The organism is Tessaracoccus luoxuelianae, assembly GCF_054483915.1.
On sequence record NZ_CM137013.1, the window covers coordinates 1046310 to 1063504 of the forward strand.

17 protein-coding genes and 1 pseudogene are annotated in these 17195 nt (G+C 70.0%); 12 read left to right on the plus strand and 6 right to left on the minus strand.

The features are described 5' to 3' along the window. Positions 1-12: 12 nt before the first annotated feature. Both ACX1D1_RS04375 and ACX1D1_RS04380 read right to left on the minus strand, forming a co-directional pair. The gene (locus tag ACX1D1_RS04375; RefSeq protein WP_459056094.1) at positions 13-846 is read right to left on the minus strand and encodes a hypothetical protein; all 834 of its coding nucleotides are present in this window, start codon (positions 844-846) and stop codon (positions 13-15) included. Continuing rightward, positions 843-1763, minus strand: coding sequence for an ABC transporter ATP-binding protein (locus ACX1D1_RS04380; protein WP_459056095.1), 921 nt, complete (start codon positions 1761-1763; stop codon positions 843-845). Before ACX1D1_RS04380 ends, ACX1D1_RS04375 begins: the two co-directional genes overlap by 4 nt. Positions 1764-2038: 275 nt before the next feature. Here ACX1D1_RS04380 and ACX1D1_RS04385 point away from each other — a divergent pair, with 275 nt between their 5' ends. The 5 genes from ACX1D1_RS04385 (at position 2039) to ACX1D1_RS04405 (ending at position 5500) form a co-directional block, all read left to right on the plus strand. Beyond that, positions 2039-3283 carry a sensor histidine kinase gene (locus ACX1D1_RS04385; protein WP_459056096.1) on the plus strand — a complete coding sequence of 415 codons (1245 nt, stop codon included), beginning with the start codon at positions 2039-2041 and terminating at the stop codon, positions 3281-3283. Further along, positions 3283-3996 carry a response regulator gene (locus ACX1D1_RS04390; protein ID WP_459056097.1) on the plus strand — a complete coding sequence of 238 codons (714 nt, stop codon included), beginning with the start codon at positions 3283-3285 and terminating at the stop codon, positions 3994-3996. The genes ACX1D1_RS04385 and ACX1D1_RS04390 overlap by 1 nt, the downstream gene beginning before the upstream one ends. 162 nt (positions 3997-4158) lie before the next feature. Further along, positions 4159-4614, plus strand: a complete 456-nt coding sequence (locus tag ACX1D1_RS04395) for a hypothetical protein (RefSeq protein WP_459056098.1) — start codon at positions 4159-4161, stop codon at positions 4612-4614. Between the two features lie 24 nt (positions 4615-4638). Next, entirely contained in the window at positions 4639-5034 is a 396-nt protein-coding gene (gene trxA, locus ACX1D1_RS04400) for a thioredoxin (protein WP_182783346.1), read from the plus strand. 73 nt (positions 5035-5107) lie between these two features. Further along, complete coding sequence (locus ACX1D1_RS04405) at positions 5108-5500, plus strand: DUF302 domain-containing protein (RefSeq protein ID WP_182783347.1); 393 nt, start codon at positions 5108-5110, stop codon at positions 5498-5500. A gap of 7 nt (positions 5501-5507) precedes the next feature. Here ACX1D1_RS04405 and ACX1D1_RS04410 read toward each other — a convergent pair whose 3' ends face one another. Beyond that, positions 5508-6362: a cytochrome b5 domain-containing protein gene (locus ACX1D1_RS04410; protein ID WP_182783348.1), complete on the minus strand. Its 855-nt coding sequence runs from the start codon at positions 6360-6362 to the stop codon at positions 5508-5510. 109 nt (positions 6363-6471) lie between these two features. On the opposite strand from ACX1D1_RS04410, the gene ACX1D1_RS04415 reads away from it, so the two are divergent. After that, a complete protein-coding gene (locus tag ACX1D1_RS04415) occupies positions 6472-7560 on the plus strand; it encodes an LCP family protein (protein ID WP_182783349.1) in 1089 nt (362 codons plus the stop codon). 188 nt (positions 7561-7748) lie between these two features. Continuing rightward, positions 7749-7871 (plus strand): annotated as a pseudogene (locus tag ACX1D1_RS04420) (VanZ family protein); the annotation flags it as partial. Between the two features lie 93 nt (positions 7872-7964). Here ACX1D1_RS04420 and ACX1D1_RS04425 read toward each other — a convergent pair. Continuing rightward, positions 7965-9329 (minus strand): MFS transporter, encoded by a 1365-nt coding sequence (locus ACX1D1_RS04425; protein WP_459056099.1) that lies wholly within the window; start codon positions 9327-9329, stop codon positions 7965-7967. An 87-nt stretch (positions 9330-9416) separates the two neighbouring features. Between ACX1D1_RS04425 and ACX1D1_RS04430 the strand changes: the two genes are divergently transcribed. Continuing rightward, positions 9417-10028 (plus strand): hypothetical protein, encoded by a 612-nt coding sequence (locus ACX1D1_RS04430; RefSeq protein ID WP_459056100.1) that lies wholly within the window; start codon positions 9417-9419, stop codon positions 10026-10028. Here ACX1D1_RS04430 and ACX1D1_RS04435 read toward each other — a convergent pair. Then, positions 10025-11236, minus strand: a complete 1212-nt coding sequence (locus ACX1D1_RS04435; RefSeq protein WP_459056101.1) for a hypothetical protein — start codon at positions 11234-11236, stop codon at positions 10025-10027. The two genes, ACX1D1_RS04430 and ACX1D1_RS04435, sit on opposite strands and share 4 nt — an antisense overlap. A gap of 168 nt (positions 11237-11404) precedes the next feature. Between ACX1D1_RS04435 and ACX1D1_RS04440 the strand changes: the two genes are divergently transcribed. The 4 genes from ACX1D1_RS04440 (at position 11405) to ACX1D1_RS04455 (ending at position 15796) form a co-directional block, all read left to right on the plus strand. Next, positions 11405-12487, plus strand: a complete 1083-nt coding sequence (locus ACX1D1_RS04440; protein WP_459056102.1) for a VldE C-terminal domain-containing protein — start codon at positions 11405-11407, stop codon at positions 12485-12487. A gap of 151 nt (positions 12488-12638) precedes the next feature. Beyond that, on the plus strand, positions 12639-14312 hold the full coding sequence (pgi, locus tag ACX1D1_RS04445) for a glucose-6-phosphate isomerase (protein WP_182783354.1): 1674 nt from the start codon (positions 12639-12641) through the stop codon (positions 14310-14312). A 40-nt stretch (positions 14313-14352) separates the two neighbouring features. Next, on the plus strand, positions 14353-14985 hold the full coding sequence (locus tag ACX1D1_RS04450; protein ID WP_459056103.1) for a SanA/YdcF family protein: 633 nt from the start codon (positions 14353-14355) through the stop codon (positions 14983-14985). A 67-nt stretch (positions 14986-15052) separates the two neighbouring features. Beyond that, the gene (locus ACX1D1_RS04455) at positions 15053-15796 is read left to right on the plus strand and encodes an L-ribulose-5-phosphate 4-epimerase (RefSeq protein WP_220489136.1); all 744 of its coding nucleotides are present in this window, start codon (positions 15053-15055) and stop codon (positions 15794-15796) included. Between the two features lie 55 nt (positions 15797-15851). On the opposite strand, the gene ACX1D1_RS04460 is transcribed toward ACX1D1_RS04455, so the two are convergent. Continuing rightward, positions 15852-17195 (minus strand): UDP-glucose dehydrogenase family protein, encoded by a 1344-nt coding sequence (locus tag ACX1D1_RS04460; RefSeq protein WP_459056104.1) that lies wholly within the window; start codon positions 17193-17195, stop codon positions 15852-15854.

Here is a 17195-nt window from a genome sequence, read left to right on the forward strand (position 1 = left end):
TGGCCTGGCTCCTCAGGCGTCGCGTCTGCGGAGCAGGAATCCCGCGATGACGAACGTCACGGCGATGTAGGCCACGAAGACGCCGAAGCCCGCCCAGGGACCCAGCGCCTGGGGCGCGCCGTCGACGACGGCGGTGACCTCGGGCGCGACGATCCTCTCCCCGGCGATCGCGGGCAGGTACGGGTAGCTCGCGATGAACCAGTCCGACGTCATCATCAGCAGCTGCCACAGGCTGGTGAGCATCAGCAGGACGGCGAGCGTGAGCGTCAACGCGCCCGCGGTGCGCCGGATGATGGCCCCGATCCCCAGCCCGAACAGCCCCACCCCCGCGAGGTACAGCCCGCTTCCCCAGAAGATCCTCTGGACCTCCGGGTCGGTGAGGGGGGCCGCGCCGTCAGCGCCGAGCAGTGGGTAGCTGGCCAGGTAGGACACGGTGACGCCGGCGATCCCCAGGAGAAATCCGACGACGGCCACGAGTACCGCCTTGGCTCCGAGCGCTGAGAGCCTGGTGGGGACCGCGGCGAACGTGGAGCGGATCATGCCGGTGCCGTACTCGCCGGTGATCGTCAACACTCCGAGCACGGCGACGACGACCTGGGCGAACGTGTAGCCCATGCCGATCGCCATCCGCCCGTCCGGGCCCCCGTCGCCCTCGGTCATCGTGGCGGCGAACCCCGTCAGGACGGCCATCAGCACCATGGCCACCAGCGTGGCGGCCACCGTCCAGTAGGTGGAGCGCAAGCTCCACATCTTGATCCACTCCGAGTGCAGCACCCGCATGAACGAGACCGGTTTGACCGGCACCCGTGAGGTGGAATCGGAGCGGCTGATGAGGTCGGTGTTCATCGGAGTTCCTTCGTGGTCGTTGTCTGGTACTCGACCTCGTCGCGGGTGAGGGAGAGGTAGGCGTCCTCGAGTGAGGGATGTTGGGGTGTCAGTTCGTGCAGGGCCAGTCCCTGACCTGCGGCGAGGTCGCCGATCTGCGCGCAACTCAGCCCCTCGACGGACAGCTGGGTGGGGCCCAGTGTGGTGACGGTCGCCCCGTTCGTGGCGAGGAGTTCTGCGACGCTCGCCCCGCGAGGGGCGACCACCCGGACGACTGTCTGGGTTGCCGACGCGATCACGTCGCGGATGGGGCCGGAGGCGATGATCCTCCCGCGGCCGATCACGAGGAGTTCATCGGCGGTCTGGGACATCTCGCTCATCAGGTGCGACGAGATGAAGACCGTCCGTCCTTCAGCTGCCAGTTGCCGCACCATCGTGCGGACCCACTTCACGCCCTCGGGGTCGAGTCCGTTGACCGGCTCGTCGAGGATGAGCGTCTCCGGGTCGCCCAGCAGGGCAGCGGCGATTCCCAGCCGCTGACCCATGCCCAGGGAGAAACCGCCCACGCGCTTGTCGGCCACGGCGTCGAGCCCGGTCATCCCGATCACCTCGCGGACGCGACGTGACGGGATGGCGTGGGTGGCGGCCATGGCGCGCAGGTGGTGGTAGGCGCTGCGCCCGGTGTCCACGGCTCTGGCGTCGAGTAGCACCCCCACCTCCCGCAGCGGAGCCGCGTGGGCGGCGTAGGGCTTGCCGTTGACGGTGACTGAACCCGCCGTCGGCCGGTCGAGGCCCACGATCATGCGCATCGTCGTTGATTTGCCCGCGCCGTTGGGGCCCAGGAAGCCGGTCACCGTCCCCGGCCGCACCTGGAACGACACACCGTCGACAGCCGTCTTGTCCCCGTAGCGTTTGGTGAGCCCTCGCGCTTCGATCATCATTCTCCTTCGTGGAACCGGGTGGCGCAGGGGGCGGCCACCGTGTACTTCGACGCTACGGCGACGGCCCGCGGCACACATCGCCCCGGGGGCCGTGCTTCACCCGGCCGCACCTACGCCTCCCGGGCCAGGGTCTCCGCCTGGAGGTGGACGCGGGCTTGACGGGGGTACCCCTCCAGGCCGGTTCCCCGTCGGACCCCGCCCGCCCCGGAAGGGTCTGAGAGGATGGTTGGGGACAGCTCCCGAATCGACCCGCACCCACCGCAAGGCTTGTCATGACCGAATCGACGGCGTCCAGCCCGACGACGGCGCGGCCGCGCGCCTGGCTGACCGCCTCCCCGCGACGGATGGACCTGCTCAGCGCCGGCACGCTGCTGGCGCTGGCCGCCGTGACCAGCACCGCGCCCGGGGTCGACCTGGCCGCCACTGAGTTGACGGCCGCGGTGGCCGGATCCGTCATCCAGTCGGCGGCCCTCCTCTTCCGCCGTCGCGCCCCGATCGTCGTGCTCGCGGTGAGTGTCGCGGTGCTCGTGGTGACAGCGGTCGTCACCGGTGATCCGGTTGCCTCGGAGCTCGGCGTGGCCTTCGCGGTCTACGGCGTCGCGACGCAACGCCCACCTGCCGTGACCTGGGCAACGTGGGCGGCCGCCCTCGGGGCGGCATTCGTGACCTACCTGACGAGGCTGCGGCCACCCGTCGGCGCTGAGCCTCCAGGCTCGTTGGAGCTTTTGCTGACCACGATGGTGGGACTGGTGCTGGTCACGGTCGTCGCCCTCGCGCTGGGGCTCACCGTGAGGGGGCACCGGGGACAGGTGGCTGCCCTGGAGGAGCGGGCCCGGCAACTCGCGCTCGAGCAGGAGCAGCGCGAGCAGCTGGCCGCGGCGGCCGAGCGCACGCGGATGGCCCGGGAGATGCACGACGTCGTCGCGCACTCGGTGGCGGTGATGGTGGCTCTCGCCCACGGTGCAGCCGCGTCCTTCGACAACCGCCCGGACCGGGCGCGCGAGGCCCTGGACGAACTCAGCAGCACGGGCCGGGCGGCATTGGCCGACATGAGGCGCATCGTCGGCCTGCTGCGCGACGAGCAGCCCGCTCCGCCGGGGGCTGACGCGGCGGGCACCGCCCACGAGCGACCGGCCGCTGACACCGTTGCCGCCCTGGTGGAGACGTTCGACAAGGCGGGGTTGCCGGTCGTTCTCGTGGAGCGCGGCCCGGCGCTCCCGAAGGACCCGCACCTCCGCCACGCGGTCTTCAGGGTGGTCCAGGAGTGCCTCACCAACGTGCTGCGGTATGCCCCTGACAGCGGAAGCGTCCAGGTTCGTCTGGACAGGGCGCAGGATCATGTGACGATCGTGGTCGTCAATGCACGGGGCCGCGGCGAGACGGAGCCCACCGGTGCCGGGTACGGCCTGGCGGGGATCCGGGAGAGGGCGGCCGCCTTCCGTGGGACGGTGACCACAGGGCCAACGTCGGCAGGCTGGCAGGTCACCACCACGCTGCACTACGAGGAGGAGAGCTGATGAACGACCATTCCGACCCCGCATCACGTCCCGTCCCCGACCCCATCCGGGTGCTGCTGGTCGACGACCAGGCGCTCGTCCGGATGGGTTTCCGTCTTGTGCTGGAGTCGCAGCAGGATCTCGAGGTGGTAGGTGAAGCTGGTGACGGCGACACCGCGGTCGCCCTCGCCCACCAGCTCGGTCCAGACGTTGTCCTCCTTGACGTGCAGATGCCGGGACGCGACGGGATCCAGGCCACCGCGTTGATCACCGAACAGGTCCCTGCCTCGCGAGTGCTGATCCTCACCACGTTCGACCTGGACGAGTACGTCTACGCGGCGTTGCGGGCGGGCGCAAGTGGATTCCTGCTCAAGGACGCCCTGCCCGCAGAGATGATCTCAGCCGTCCGTGCCGTCGCCGCCGGCGATGCCGTCCTCTCGCCGCGGATCACCAAGCGACTCCTGGAGAAGTACGCCCAGCAGCTCCCACTCCCCAGCGCGGACAGGGACCAGATACGTCGACATCCGCGCCTGGCCAGTCTCACCGAGCGCGAGTTCGACGTCCTGGCCCACGTGGCGCGGGGCCTGACGAACGCGGAGATTGCGTCACACCTCGGCGTCTCCCCGGCCACGGTCAAGACCCACGTCGGCAGCATTCTGACCAAACTCGGAGTGCGGGACCGGGTCCAGGCGGTCATCATCGCCTACGAGACCGGGCTGGTGGCCTCGAGCTAGACCCGGGATCCGGACCTCGCACGGCACCCCTTTCTTGAGTGGGGATTGGGGGAGGGTAGACCGTCCTTGGTCCCACACTCTGCAAGGTGGTCCCAGCCCCGGGGTGGCCATGACCTCAGACCGACGATTTGGATACCCCCTGGGGTATGGCATACTGGTGGTGTGAGTACTTCAGGACACGACATCGCGCCCCGGACGCACCAGGTTCTGGGCGACGTGACGGTCGCGGCCAGCGGGCCGGCCTATTGGCGGGCGGCCTGGTCGCGGCGTCACACGGTGGCGGCGCTCGCCTCGGCCACGGCCCTGTTCGTGGCCTTGATCTCTGCCCGTCAGAATGCGCTGGGTGTTGATGCCCTGCCCGGCGCACTGGACCTGATCGGCCTGTCGCTGGCCGCGCTGATCGGCGCTGTCACGCTGGCCACCTACATTCCGCCTGTCGGGGTTGCCGCACGCGAGCACCTCACGGGCGGCTCATGCGGGATCATCCCGGCCGCGGCCACCCTGCTGGCTCCGGTCATGCTCGCTCAGGCCCCGGCCACCCTGTTCCCGATGGTGGTGCTCCTGGCCTGCTACGGCATGGCCGCCACCAAGCGCATCACCGACCACGCATCCTGCTGATCAATCCCCTCGAAAGGAACCCCCATGCCCACTCTTGAACTGACCTCCGAGAACTTCGAATCCACCGTGACCAGCGAGGGGATCACCTTCGTCGACTTCTGGGCCGACTGGTGCATGCCCTGCCGCGCCTTCGCCCCCGTCTTCGAGAAGGCCGCCGACGCCCACCCCGATGTCCGCTTCGGCAAGGTGGACACCGAGGCCGAGCGCTCGCTCGCCGGCGCCGCGGAGATCTCCGCCATCCCCACCCTGATGGCCTTCCGTGACGGGATCCTCGTGTTCCGCCAGTCCGGCGCCCTGCCGGCGAAGGCCCTCGAAGAGGTCATCGACGCCATCGAGGCGCTCGACATGGACGACGTCCGCCGCCAGCTCGACGAGGCACAGGCCGCCGAGGCCCAGCTCGACGAGGCACAGCGCGCCTGACCCGCACGAATCATGCCCGCCCGCCGCGCGTTCGCGGCTGGGCGGGCATGATCTGTCTCAGGAGGTGCACCCCATGAGCTATGCACTGCGAATCGACCTGGAGCGCCCGTTCGACGAGGCCGTGGCCATGATCAAGGAGTCGCTCGCCGAGAGCGGGTTCGGGATCCTCACCGAGATCGATCTGAAGAAGACCCTGAAGAACAAGATCGACGTCGACATCGAGGACCAGGTGATCCTCGGCGCCTGCAACCCGCGCTTCGCCTACCGCGGCATTCAGGTGGAGCCGTCGCTCGGGTTGCTGTTGCCCTGCAACGTGGTGGTCCGGCACAGCGCCGGCGTCACGGTGGTGGAGACGATCGACCCGGAGACGATGGTGACCCTGACCGGAAACCCGGAGATGGAAGCCGTGGCGCTCGAGGTCCGGGCCGGCCTCAAGGCGGCGTTGGAGCGGGTCGCGGCGTCCTGACCCATCGTCAGGCGAGGGGGCCGAGGAGAAACTGACTGAGTCGCTGGTTCGGCAGGTCCGCGTCGCCGTGCTGGGTCCCGAAGGCCGTCGTGGCGTCGGTTCCGCAGAGCGGGATGATCCGCTCCGGACCACCGGGGTGCTGCGGGATCCAGTCCGTCACGTCGTAGACGAACCCGTTGACCGCCACCCAGCACGACTCCGCCGTGTTGTTCGCCTCGACCGTCGCCATCGAGTAGCCCTCCTCGGGCACGAACGTGCTGGTGGCCGGCGGCGTGCCGATCCGCGACGGCGTTGAGCTGGGCTCCGGCGCTGGCGTGCTCGCAGGGGAGGCGCTGGTCACCGCCGGCGCGGAGGATATTGACGGCGTCACTGAGGGCACAGAGGCTGACGCGCTCGGCGACACAGTCGCGGCCGGCGACGCCACGACCCCGCCCCACACCGCCGTCGCGCCCGAATGGCCGGCGCCCACGGTGAGCACCAGGATCACCACCGACAGCACCGCCGCGACCCACCCCAGTGCGCCCTGCGCCGCCGTCGGCTCCTCCTCGTCACTGTGGACCCACCACAGCCACCCCCCGGCGAGGACGAGGTAGGCCACGGAGGTGAACGCCAGCGCCGTGCCCCAGGTCTGATGCGTGGCAGGCAGGCCCACGCGCTCGGCCAGCGCGTTGCCGGCGAGCATCGCCACCACCGCCGAAGCCGACCCCACAGCCAGCAGGCCGAGCAGCACCAGTGCAAACCGTGGACGCCACCTCGGGACCGCGGCCAGGGCGATCACACCCAGCGCGACGAGCGGCAGGAGTACCACCACCGCGTGCACCACCAGCGGATGGAGAGGCAGGCCCAGCACGGTATCCAGCATGCGGACAGGGTAGTCGGGACCACGTCGAGAAGGAACACCCCGCCGCCCGCGATCCGGCCGAGGACCCGCCCGTGTTGGTCCGCATTCCGCGACAGTGGACAATGGCCCCATGAAGAGAGCAGCAGACGAGCAGGGACTCGACGTCTTGGACGACGGCACCCCGCCCAGGCACAAGCGCCGCCGCGGCCCCATGTTCGCGCTTCTCATGGCCTGCATCGGGGTGCTGGTGCTCGCGCTGGGCGTCGCCGGGTACTACGCGGTCCGGGGCCTCTCGGCCCTGGACTCCATCGACCGCGACCAGCAGCTGACGCCCCAGGACTACGAGGGACGCCCGGAAGCGGCCACCCCCGCGCCCGCCGCGTCGGGCGAGGCCCAGACCGAGGCCCCCCTCAACTTCGTCCTCATGGCCAGTGACTCACGCGGCGACATCGAGGAGGGCCGAAGCGACTCCCTCATGATCGCCCACGTCACCGGCGACCGGCAGGCCGTCTACCTGGTGTCCTTCCCCCGCGACATGTGGGTGGACATCCCCGGACACGGCAAGGGCAAGATCAACTGGGCCTACTCCTTCGGCGGCCCCCAGCTGACCGTCCGCACCCTGGAGCAACTCACCGGGGTCCGGATGGATCACACGGTCCTGATCGACTTCGAGGGCTTCATCCAACTCGTCGACTCCGTCGGCGGCATCAACGTCTACAACCCGTGGGCCACCGAGCAGAACCCCGGCACCCGGTTCGAGGAGGGTGAGATCCACCTCGACGGCGAGCGCGCTCTGGTCTACGTCCGCGAGCGCTACCCGCTCCCCAACGGCGACCTGGACCGCGCCTACCGGCAGCGCACCGTCGTCAAGGCCATCATCCGCGAGATCATGACGCCTGCCACGCTGGCCAACCCCGTCACCTTCTCCAACGTGGTGGGCCAGATGGCGGACACGATGACCGTCGATGACGGCATGACCAACCAGTTCGTCACCGATCTCGCGCTGTCCATGCGGCTCACCGGGACGGGTTCGATCGGCATGCTGCAGGCGCCTGTTTCCGGCACGGGCATGGTGGGCAGCCAGTCGGTGGTGGTCGTGGATGACGACGGCCTGGCCGAGCTGTCGCGGGCCCTCGCCGAGGACACCATGGACGAGTACCACGCCGCGAACCTCGACGGGTCGTTGGGCGAGGTGGCCGAGGTCGACCCAGAGGAGTGAGCCGCCCGCCGCGCCGCCGCTGGTGGGCCCTCGGGCTCGCCGTCGCACCCGCCGTCCCCATCGGATGGCTGGTGTTCGTGGCCGACGGCTGGACGATCAATAGGCTCGTGGTGGACATCTGGAGCCGGGCCGTGGCGTTGGGCGCGGACCTCACACCGGAGCAGACCGACGGCGTCCTCAACACCCTGATGCTGCTCCCGTCGGCCTTCTTCGCCTCGCTTTGGCTGCCGCGCGTGCGGTGGTGGGTCTGGGTGGCGCTCGGGGCGGGGGCCTCGGTGGCGATCGAGACGGTTCAGTACTTCACCGACCGCGACGCAAGCGGCCACGACCTGGCCTTCAACACCCTCGGCGCTGCCTTGGGCGCCCTCGCCGGCGCCGCCGTGAACAGGGCCGCGGCGGATGGGTCAGGTCTCGTCGAGCGCCCGGTCGGTGTACTCCGGAAGGAACCAGGCGGCAACCATCGCCATGCTGAACATCACGCCGAAGAGGGCGAAGAGCGCGGGGCGGCCGAAGCCGGCCACGATCCACGGGACCAGTAGCGGAGCCAGCATCGCCGCGATCCGGCCGAAGGCCGTCGCGGCCCCGGCCCCGGAGGCGCGCATCGCGGTCGGGTACACCTCGGGGGTGATGGCGTAGAGGGCGCCCCAGGCACCCAGGTTGAAGAACGACAGGATGCAGCCGGCCGCCAGCGTGATGGCGAAGGCCGCGGACTCCGAGCCTGGAGCCACGGACTCGGCCACCTGCGGGGCCATGCCGAACGCGAGGGCGCCCACCACGGAGCCGCCGAGGAACGTCACCAGCGTGGGCCGGCGGCCCCACACCTCCACCAGCACCGCCGCGACCGCATAGCCAGGCAGCTGGGCCAGCGTCATGTACAGCGTGAACTCGAACGACTTCACCAGCGTCATGCCCCCGTCGTAGAGCAGCGTGGGCAGCCAGATGAACGCGCCGTAGTAGGCGAAGTTGATGCCGAACCAGGTCAGCCACAGCGCGACGGTGCGGCGCTTGAACCGCTCACCCCACAGCTCGCTCTTGTCGACGGCGACCGCCTGGAGCGTGACATCGGGGGCCTTCGCGTCCTCCGGGACGGTGACGCCCGCCTCGCGCTCGAAGTCAGCGACGACGGCCTCGGCCTCGGCGTGGCGGCCCTTGCCCTCCAGGAATCGCACGGACTCGGGCAGGCCGTAGCGGATCACCAGGGAGTAGGCGGCCGGCACGGCGCCGAAGGCCAACGCCCACCGCCAGCCGTTCTCGTTGGGCACCACGAAGAATCCGATGGTGGCCGCAGCGAGCCAGCCGACTGCCCAGAACGACTCCAGCGCCACCACCACGCGCCCTCGGATCCTGCGGGGCGCGAACTCGCTGACCAGGGTGGAGGCCACCGGCAGCTCGGCGCCCAGGCCGAGGCCGACGATGAACCGGAAGATGATCAGCGCGGCCAGCCCGCCCGAAAGCGCGGAGAGCCCGGTGGCCACGCCGTAGACGAGCAGGGTCAGGGCGAAGACCTGCCTGCGGCCGATGCGGTCCGCGAGCAGCCCCCCGAGCGAGGCGCCGAACGCCATGCCGACGAACCCCACCGATCCCAGCAGCGACAACTCCCCGCCGGTGAGGCTCCACTCCTGGGCCAGCGCGGCCATGATGAAGGAGATCAGTCCGATGTCCATCGCGTCGAGCGCCCATCCGACGCCGGAGCCGAAGAGGAGCTTGTTGTGCTTCCGGGTGTAGGGCAGCTCGTCGAGGCGTTGCGTGCGGGTGAGGAGACCAGACATGCCCGCAGTCTAGGGAGCGCGGGACCCTGGTGTGCGGCCGCGGCCGGGCGCGATCCCGAGCGGCGGGCGGTGGGGCAGAATTGGGCCATGCTCACGCTCCGCGGCCTCATCGTCTGCCTGCCCGATGCCCCCGCCGACGACCTCGTCGGCGTGGTGGAGGTCCTCATCGAGGAGGGCTTCTCCTTCTTCGCGCTCCCGGTGGGGGCCGGCGCTTTCGACGACATGGTGGCCATCTTCGGCGAGCGCGCCACGCTGGGGGCGCTCAGGGTGGCGTCGGTGGACCAGGTCACGGCCGCCGCTGCCGCCGGGGCGCGCTTCGTCCTCAGCGACGTGGCCTCCGGGCGGATCGCGGACGCGGCGTCGGCCCTGGAGCTGCCCTGCTATCTGAGCGCGATGACGCCGACGGAGGTGCGGGCGGCGCTGGACACCTCGGCCACCGGAGTGCTCCTGTATCCCGCTGACGTGATCGGGCACGCCATGGCTCCGCGATTGGCCGAGTTGGGGATGGCGGGTCGCGTGATTCCGCTCGGCGGGCTCGGCGCCTACGCCGCGGGGGAGTGGGGGAAGGCCGGGGCGGCAGCCGCGTGCGTGGACAACGCGCTGCTGGGCGACGCCGTGAGCGGCGGCTCGCTGTCCATGCTGCGTGACCGGTGCGGCTCCTTCCTCACCGTCGAGAATGCGATGGCCGGTAGGGCCTAGAGATCCTCCGGCATGGCCCGCGCAGGGCGCTGGCCCGGGGGCGCCTCGCCGGCCGGATCTGGGCCGAGCATCCCGTGCAGCGTCTCGGTCTGGCTCAGCGTGTCGTCGAGGAAGTCGATGGAGGTGCCCTCGTCGTCCCCGAGTCGAGAGGCCTTCGCGCCACGGAAGACCATGACCGCCGTGGCGATGAGGGCGGACCCGCCCACCACGACGGAGGCCACGAGGAACCAGGAGACGGGGCCGATGGCATCGGTCGGGGGCGTGGCAGGGGTGGTGTCATCCTCGGAGGGTGAGGGCGAGGCCGACGGTGTGGGCGTGGCAGAGGTCGACGGGGTGGGTGAGCCCGTGGGGGTGGGGGTCGCCGTGGCCACCACGGTGTGCTCGATGGCGATGGCGGCTTGGGCCTTGGCCGCGCTCAGCTGTGCCGTGCCCGCGAAGGACAGGGTCAGGGTGAGTGTGCCGGCGGGCTGCGCTTCGGGAATCGCATAGAGGGCCTCGTAGGCGCCGGTTGAGGTGGTGACGGTGAAGGACTCGTCGACCTGGCCGCCGGCGTCGGCGACGCTGATGCCGGCGGAGCCGATGCCGTTGCCGTTGGCGTCGGTCAGGCGCCCCGTGATGGTGATCACCGAGCCGTTGACGGCGCCGCCGGGGGCCTGGGCGGTGAGGGTCAGCGCGGCCGGCTTGGCGGGCTCCTGAGTGGCCGTGCCGCCGCCGTCGGTGCCCGGCTGCTGGGTGGCGCCGGGTTGTGTCGCGGTGGGCGTGGGCTTCGGCGTGGCGCCGCCGTCGTTTCCGCCGCCGTCGTTTCCGCCGCCGTTGTTCCCGTCATCGTCGTTGTTGTCGGCTGGCGTGCCCACTGTGATGGTGGTCTCGGCCCGGGCTGGGTCCACGCCGCGCGACCCGCCAAACACGACGGCCACCACGTGCTGACCGGCGGCCAGGGTGTCGGGGAGGTCGAAGCTCATGTCGAACTCGCCGTCGTTGTTGGTGCGGTCAGACTCCATCTCACGCCCGTCCAGCGTGGCCACCAGGTCTGCCCGCTTCACCGGTTCTCCCTCCGACGTGAGGGTGCCGGCAATCTCGACCTCATCACCCGCGACCGCAAAGCTCGCCTTCAGGGTGGAGGGGGCAGCGTGCGCAGGCAGTGCCAGGAGCGCGAAGACCGACACGAGGGTCGCGGCCAGGGCTGCGCGCACGGGAGTGGGGAGCATCGATGGTTCCATTCCTGCATCAGGTGGGGGAATCGTATCCGACTGCTGAGGATTTGCTGAGGACGACCACTGGGCCGACGCCGGAACGCGGGCTTGCGTTTCGCCGGTGAACACGTATCCTGAGATGAATCTTAAGGTTTCTTAAAGTTCTCAGGGAATGAGGTGGGCATGGCTGGAGCGCGACGTGCCACGATGCCAGGCGACGACGGCGACGTGGTGGAAGTCGCGGGCTCTGTGCCCGCCCGTCGCGCCGCCGGATCGGCTCCGCGCGGTGCCCTGGTGCGTCGCGTGCTGGCGCCGGTGACCTTCCTCAGTGTGGTGGGCCTGGCGGCTGCGGCCATGGCCCTCCCCGGCACCGAAGCCGGCCTCGAGCTGACGGACCCGAGCCTGGCGGCGTCCAGCCCGTTCGGTGTGTCGCGCAACTATGCCCGCCCGTCGCTCACCGCCCCCGTTTCCCCGACGCCCTCCGCGTCCACGAGCGCCGCCGCGTCGCAGACCCCGGCCGCGACACCGACCGCCTCGACAATCCCCAGCGCGACGGCCGCGGAGGTAGCGGCGACGACCGCGACCGCGAGCGTGCCCGCGGCTGTCGAGACGCCCAGCCCCGAGCCCGTGGACTACACCGCCATGCGGGAGGGCGCGGGGACCCGCTACACCACGGCCGGCGTCAACCTCCGCGTCGGTCCCGGCGTGGGCTACGACGCCCGCACCACGCTGAGCGAGGGCAGATCCGTGCAGATCACCGAGTGGGCCGTCGACGGTTGGCGCCAGGTGGTGTGGTCGGAGAAGTCCGGCTGGATCAAGGAGAGCTTCCTGACCGAGACCAAGCCGGTGGTCGCCGCGGCCCCCTCGAAGACCGCGGCCGCATCCGGCGGCAGCTCGTCCGGATTCTCGACGGAGGCGTGCGCAGCGGCCTCCGGCATCGAGTCCGGGCTCACCTCCCGCACCCGCGCGGTCCTGCGGGCGGTGTGCGCCGAGTTCCCATCGGTTGACAGCTACGGCGGCTACCGCGCGGACAGCGGCTCGTACCACAGCTCCGGGCAGGCCATCGATGTCATGGTCTCCGGTGAGGCCGGCTGGGAGATCGCCAGGTGGGCGCGTGCCAACGCATCGTCGCTGGGTGTCATCGAGGTGCTCTACGCCCAGAAGATCTGGACGGCACAGCGCTCCGGCGACGGGTGGCGCAGCTTTTCCGACCGCGGGAGCGTCAGCGCCAACCACTACGACCACGTGCACATCAGCGTTCGCTGACCCCGGGGGAGGGTGGGCGTTGAGCAAATGGCACGGTTCGCCTATCCCTTGAACGATCAAGACCCCCTGTTTCCGCGTTGAACCCTCCCATTTGCTCAATGCCCACCCGGGCCCATGGTCGCGGGCGGAGCAGGCCCCCTAGGCTGGGGTCATGATCACTCCGGTTGACGCCACCACCACTGAAGCCTGGGCGGACCTCCGCATCCTCCACGACGCGCTCCTCCCGGACCTGCGCGGCTGGTTCGAGGCGGACCCCAACAGGGCCGCCGAGCTCACCTTCGACATGGCGGACCTCCACATCGACCTCTCCAAGAACCTCATCAACGAGGACGTCGTCGCCGCCCTCCTGCGGCTCGCCGAGCAGGTCAACCTGGCTGACCGCCGCGACGCCATGTTCGACGGCGAGCGCATCAACGTCACCGAGAACCGTTCGGTCCTCCACACGGCGCTTCGGCTGCCGCGCGAGGCCAGCCTGGTCGTCGATGACCAGGACGTGGTGGCCGACGTCCACGAGGTCCTGGACCGGATGTACGCGTTCGCGGACAAGGTCCGCTCCGGCGAGTGGACGGGCGTCACCGGCCAGCGGATCGAGACGGTGGTCAACATCGGCATCGGCGGCTCAGACCTCGGGCCGGTCATGGTCTATGAGGCGCTCCTGCCCTACAAGCAGGACGGCCTCGAGTGCCGCTTCGTCTCCAACATCGACCCCAACGACTGCGCCGAGACCCTCGCGGACCTCGACCCCACCACCACCTTGTTCATCGTGGCCTCGAAGACGTTCACCACGCTCGAGACCCTCACCAACGCCCGGATGGCTCGCGACTGGTTCCTGTCCAGGCTCGCCGAGGCCGGCGTCGTCGAGGACTCCGACGAGGCCCGCCGCGGCGCGATCGCCAAGCACTTCGTCGCCGTGTCCACCGCGCTGGACAAGGTGGCCGCCTTCGGCATCGACCCCGCCAACGCCTTCGGATTCTGGGACTGGGTGGGTGGCCGCTACTCGGTGGACTCCGCCGTCGGCCTGCCCGTGGCGATCGCCATCGGCCCGGAGGGCTTCCGCGACTTCCTTGCGGGCTTCCATGCCGTCGACGTCCACTTCCGCACCGAGGTGCCCGAGCGCAACGTGCCGCTGCTCATGGGCCTCATGAACGTCTGGTACGTCAACTTCTGGGGCGCCCACAGCCACGCCGTGTTGCCGTACGCGCAGTACCTGCACCGCTTCGCCGCGTACCTGCAGCAGCTCACCATGGAGTCCAACGGCAAGTCGGTGCGCTGGGACGGTACCCCCGTCACCACCGACACCGGCGAGATTTTCTGGGGGGAGCCCGGCACCAACGGCCAGCACGCCTTCTACCAGCTGATCCATCAGGGCACCCGCCTCATCCCGGCAGATTTCATCGCCGTGGCCAACCCGGCGCACCCCACCCTCGACGGTGACACCGACGTCCACGGCCTCTTCCTCGCCAACTTCTTCGCGCAGACCGCCGCGCTGGCCTTCGGTAAGACGGCCGACGAGGTCCGCGCGGAGGGCACCCCGGAGGCAATCGTGCCGGCCAGGGTGTTCACCGGCAACAAGCCCACCACGTCCATCATGGCGCCGGCCCTCACCCCGTCTGTGGTGGGCCAGCTCATCGCGCTGTACGAGCACATCACGTTCGTGCAGGGCATCGTGTGGGGCATCGACTCCTTCGATCAGTGGGGTGTCGAGCTGGGCAAGAAGCTGGCCATGGAGATCGCGCCGGCGGTGCTGGGCAATGCCGCGGCTCTTGCCAAGCAGGACCCGTCCACCCAGTCGCTCGTGCGCTGGTACCGCGATCATCGCCTCTGAGACGCCGGCCGGGGGGCGTGGCAGACGGCGCCGTGCCGCGTTGATCCTCGGCGCCCTGCTGACCCTCGGGCTGGTCCCCGTGGTGGTCAGCGGCGTGCGGGTGGCCTGGCTGTCCCACGGGCGCACTGCCACGGTCCAGACGGTGCCCGCCCGTGACGTCGGTCTCGTTCTGGGTGCCAAGGCAGACAGGGACAGGCCCTCGGCCTTCCTGGCCGCACGCCTGGACCTTGCGCAGCGGCTCTACGAGCAGGGCAGGATCAAGGCCATCCTGGTCAGCGGCGACGGCATGGCGCGATCCAATCACGAGACCGACGTCATGCGCGACTACCTTGTTGAGCGGGGCGTCCCGGCCGAGAAGATCGTGCAGGACCCCGCTGGGTTCGACACCTACGACTCCTGCGTGCGCGCCCGCGACGTGTACGGGGTGCGGGAGCTCACCGTCATCACGCAGGACTACCACCTGGGCCGGGCCATCGCGATCTGCTCGCTGGTGGGCGTCGACGCGGTGGGTGTGGGGGACACGTCGATAGTGCGCCGCTACCCGCTCAACTGGTTCAAGGGCGTGAGCCGCGAGTGGGCGGCCAACCTCAAGATGGAGTGGGACGTGTTCTCTGCGCGCCGGCCCCAGCAGGACCCGCCGGACCCGTCGCTCGGGAGTGCCGTCGAGGCCTGATGGGCTCAGCCTGGACCAACCATCCGCGCGAGGTGGTTCTGGCTTAGAATTCATGCTGTTTACAACGATGGAGGAAACCGTGACGCTCACCCTCACCGACCTGCCCGCCGCCGTCCAGGAGGAGGTGGCGCGCACCCGCGAGATCGTCGCCAAGCTGCACGCAGAGCTGCCCCGCTGGGAGCTCGTGGTCTGGACCGCCGGCAACGTCAGCCAGCGCATCCGCTGCGCCGACGCGATCGGCCAGGAACTGTTCGTGATCAAGCCGTCGGGCGTGTCCTACGACGACCTGTCCGCCGATGCGATGGTGGTCTGCACGCTCGACGGCGTGAAGATCAACGACGGCACGCCCGAGAAGCTGCAGCCCTCGAGTGACACCGCCGCCCACGCCTACGTGTACCGCAACCTGGAGCACATCGGCGGCGTGGTGCACACGCACTCCACCTATGCGACGGCGTGGGCCGCGCGCGGGGAGTCCGTGCCGTGCGTGCTGACCATGATGGCCGACGAGTTCGGCGGAGACATCCCCGTGGGCCCGTTCGCGCTGATCGGGGACGACTCGATCGGCCAGGGCATCGTCGAGACGTTGAAGGACTCCCGCAGCCGCGCCGTCCTCATGCAGAACCACGGCCCGTTCACCATCGGCAAGGACGCCCGCGACGCCGTCAAGGCGGCGGTGATGGTCGAAGAGGTGGCGCGCACGGTGCACATCGCCCGCCAGCTGGGCGAGCTGATCCCGATTCCGCAGGAGAAGATCGACTCGCTGTTCGACCGGTACCAGAACGTCTACGGGCAGCCCACCCCCGCCGGCTGAGGTGCCCGAACAGCGGCCTCGAAGACCTCCTCGTCGCTCGCACGACGACGAGGCGTCACCAGATGGAGACGCCGCGACCCATCCCGTAGTAGTGCCATCCCGCGTCGCTCCATCGGCGCGGGTTCAGCACATTGCGCCCGTCGATCACGTTGGGGGAGGCCGGCAGCGACACCAGCGCCGCCGGGTCAAGCTCCACGAACTCCCGCCACTGGGTGAGGACCATCACCACGTGGGCGTCGCGCACCGCCTCGTCGACGGTGTCGCTCACGTTGAGCTCCGGCTGCCGTTCGCGGAGCAGATCTCCCGCGGCGGGGTCGACGACGGCGAGCTCCGCACCCCGCGACCACAACCGTCCCGCGATGTCCAGAGCCGGCGAGTCGCGCAGGTCGTCGGTGTCGGGCTTGAACGTGATGCCCAGGACAGCCACCTTCTTGCCGGCCAGACGCCCGCCGACGGCCTGCTCCGCGAGCGAGACAGCATGGTCGCGGCGGCGCCGGTTGATGGCGTCCACCTCGCGCAGGAAGGTGAGGGCCTCGTCGACGCCGAGCTCCCCGGCGCGCGCCATGAACGCCCGGATGTCCTTGGGTAGGCAGCCGCCGCCGAAGCCGATGCCGGCCTGGAGAAACTTCTTCCCGATCCGGTCGTCGTGGCCGATGGCCTCGGCGAGCCTGGTGACGTCTCCGCCCGTGGCGTCGCACAGCTCTGCCATCGCGTTGATGAAGGAGATCTTCGTGGCCAGGAACGAGTTCGCGGCCACCTTGACCAGCTCGGCGGTCGGGTAGTTGGCCACCACCAGCGGGGTGCCCTCCGCGAGCGGACCGGCGTAGCACTCGTCGAGGATCTTCTTGGCGACGGCGCCCCGGGCCAGGTCGTCGGGCAGGCCGTAGACGAGGCGGTCGGGGTGGAGCGTGTCAGCCACCGCGTAGCCCTCGCGCAGGAACTCCGGGTTCCACGCCAGCAGCAGGTTCTTGCCGGACTCCGCCAGCGCCACCTCGATCTCCTGCGCGGTTCCCACGGGCACGGTCGACTTCCCGGCCACCAGCACCGGCCGGCCCCCGGCGGGCGCCTCGGCGTGCTCGACGATGGTCTGCACCGCCTGCCGGACGTAGGTCATGTCGGCGCCCAGCCGACCCTGAAGTTGCGGGGTGCCGACGCCGATGAAGTGGATCTCAGCGTCGCGGATCTGGGCCGGGTCGGTGGTGAACCGGAGCCGCCCTGAGGCCACATGCCTGGCAAGCAGCTCGGGGAAGTCGGGCTCGTGGAACGAGGGCTTCCCCTGGGCCAGCAGTGCCACCTTCGCCTCGTCGACGTCCAGCCCGACGACGTCGTGGCCGAGTTCGGCCATGCAGGCCGCGTGCACAGCGCCGAGATATCCGCATCCGATGACAGAGATTCGCAT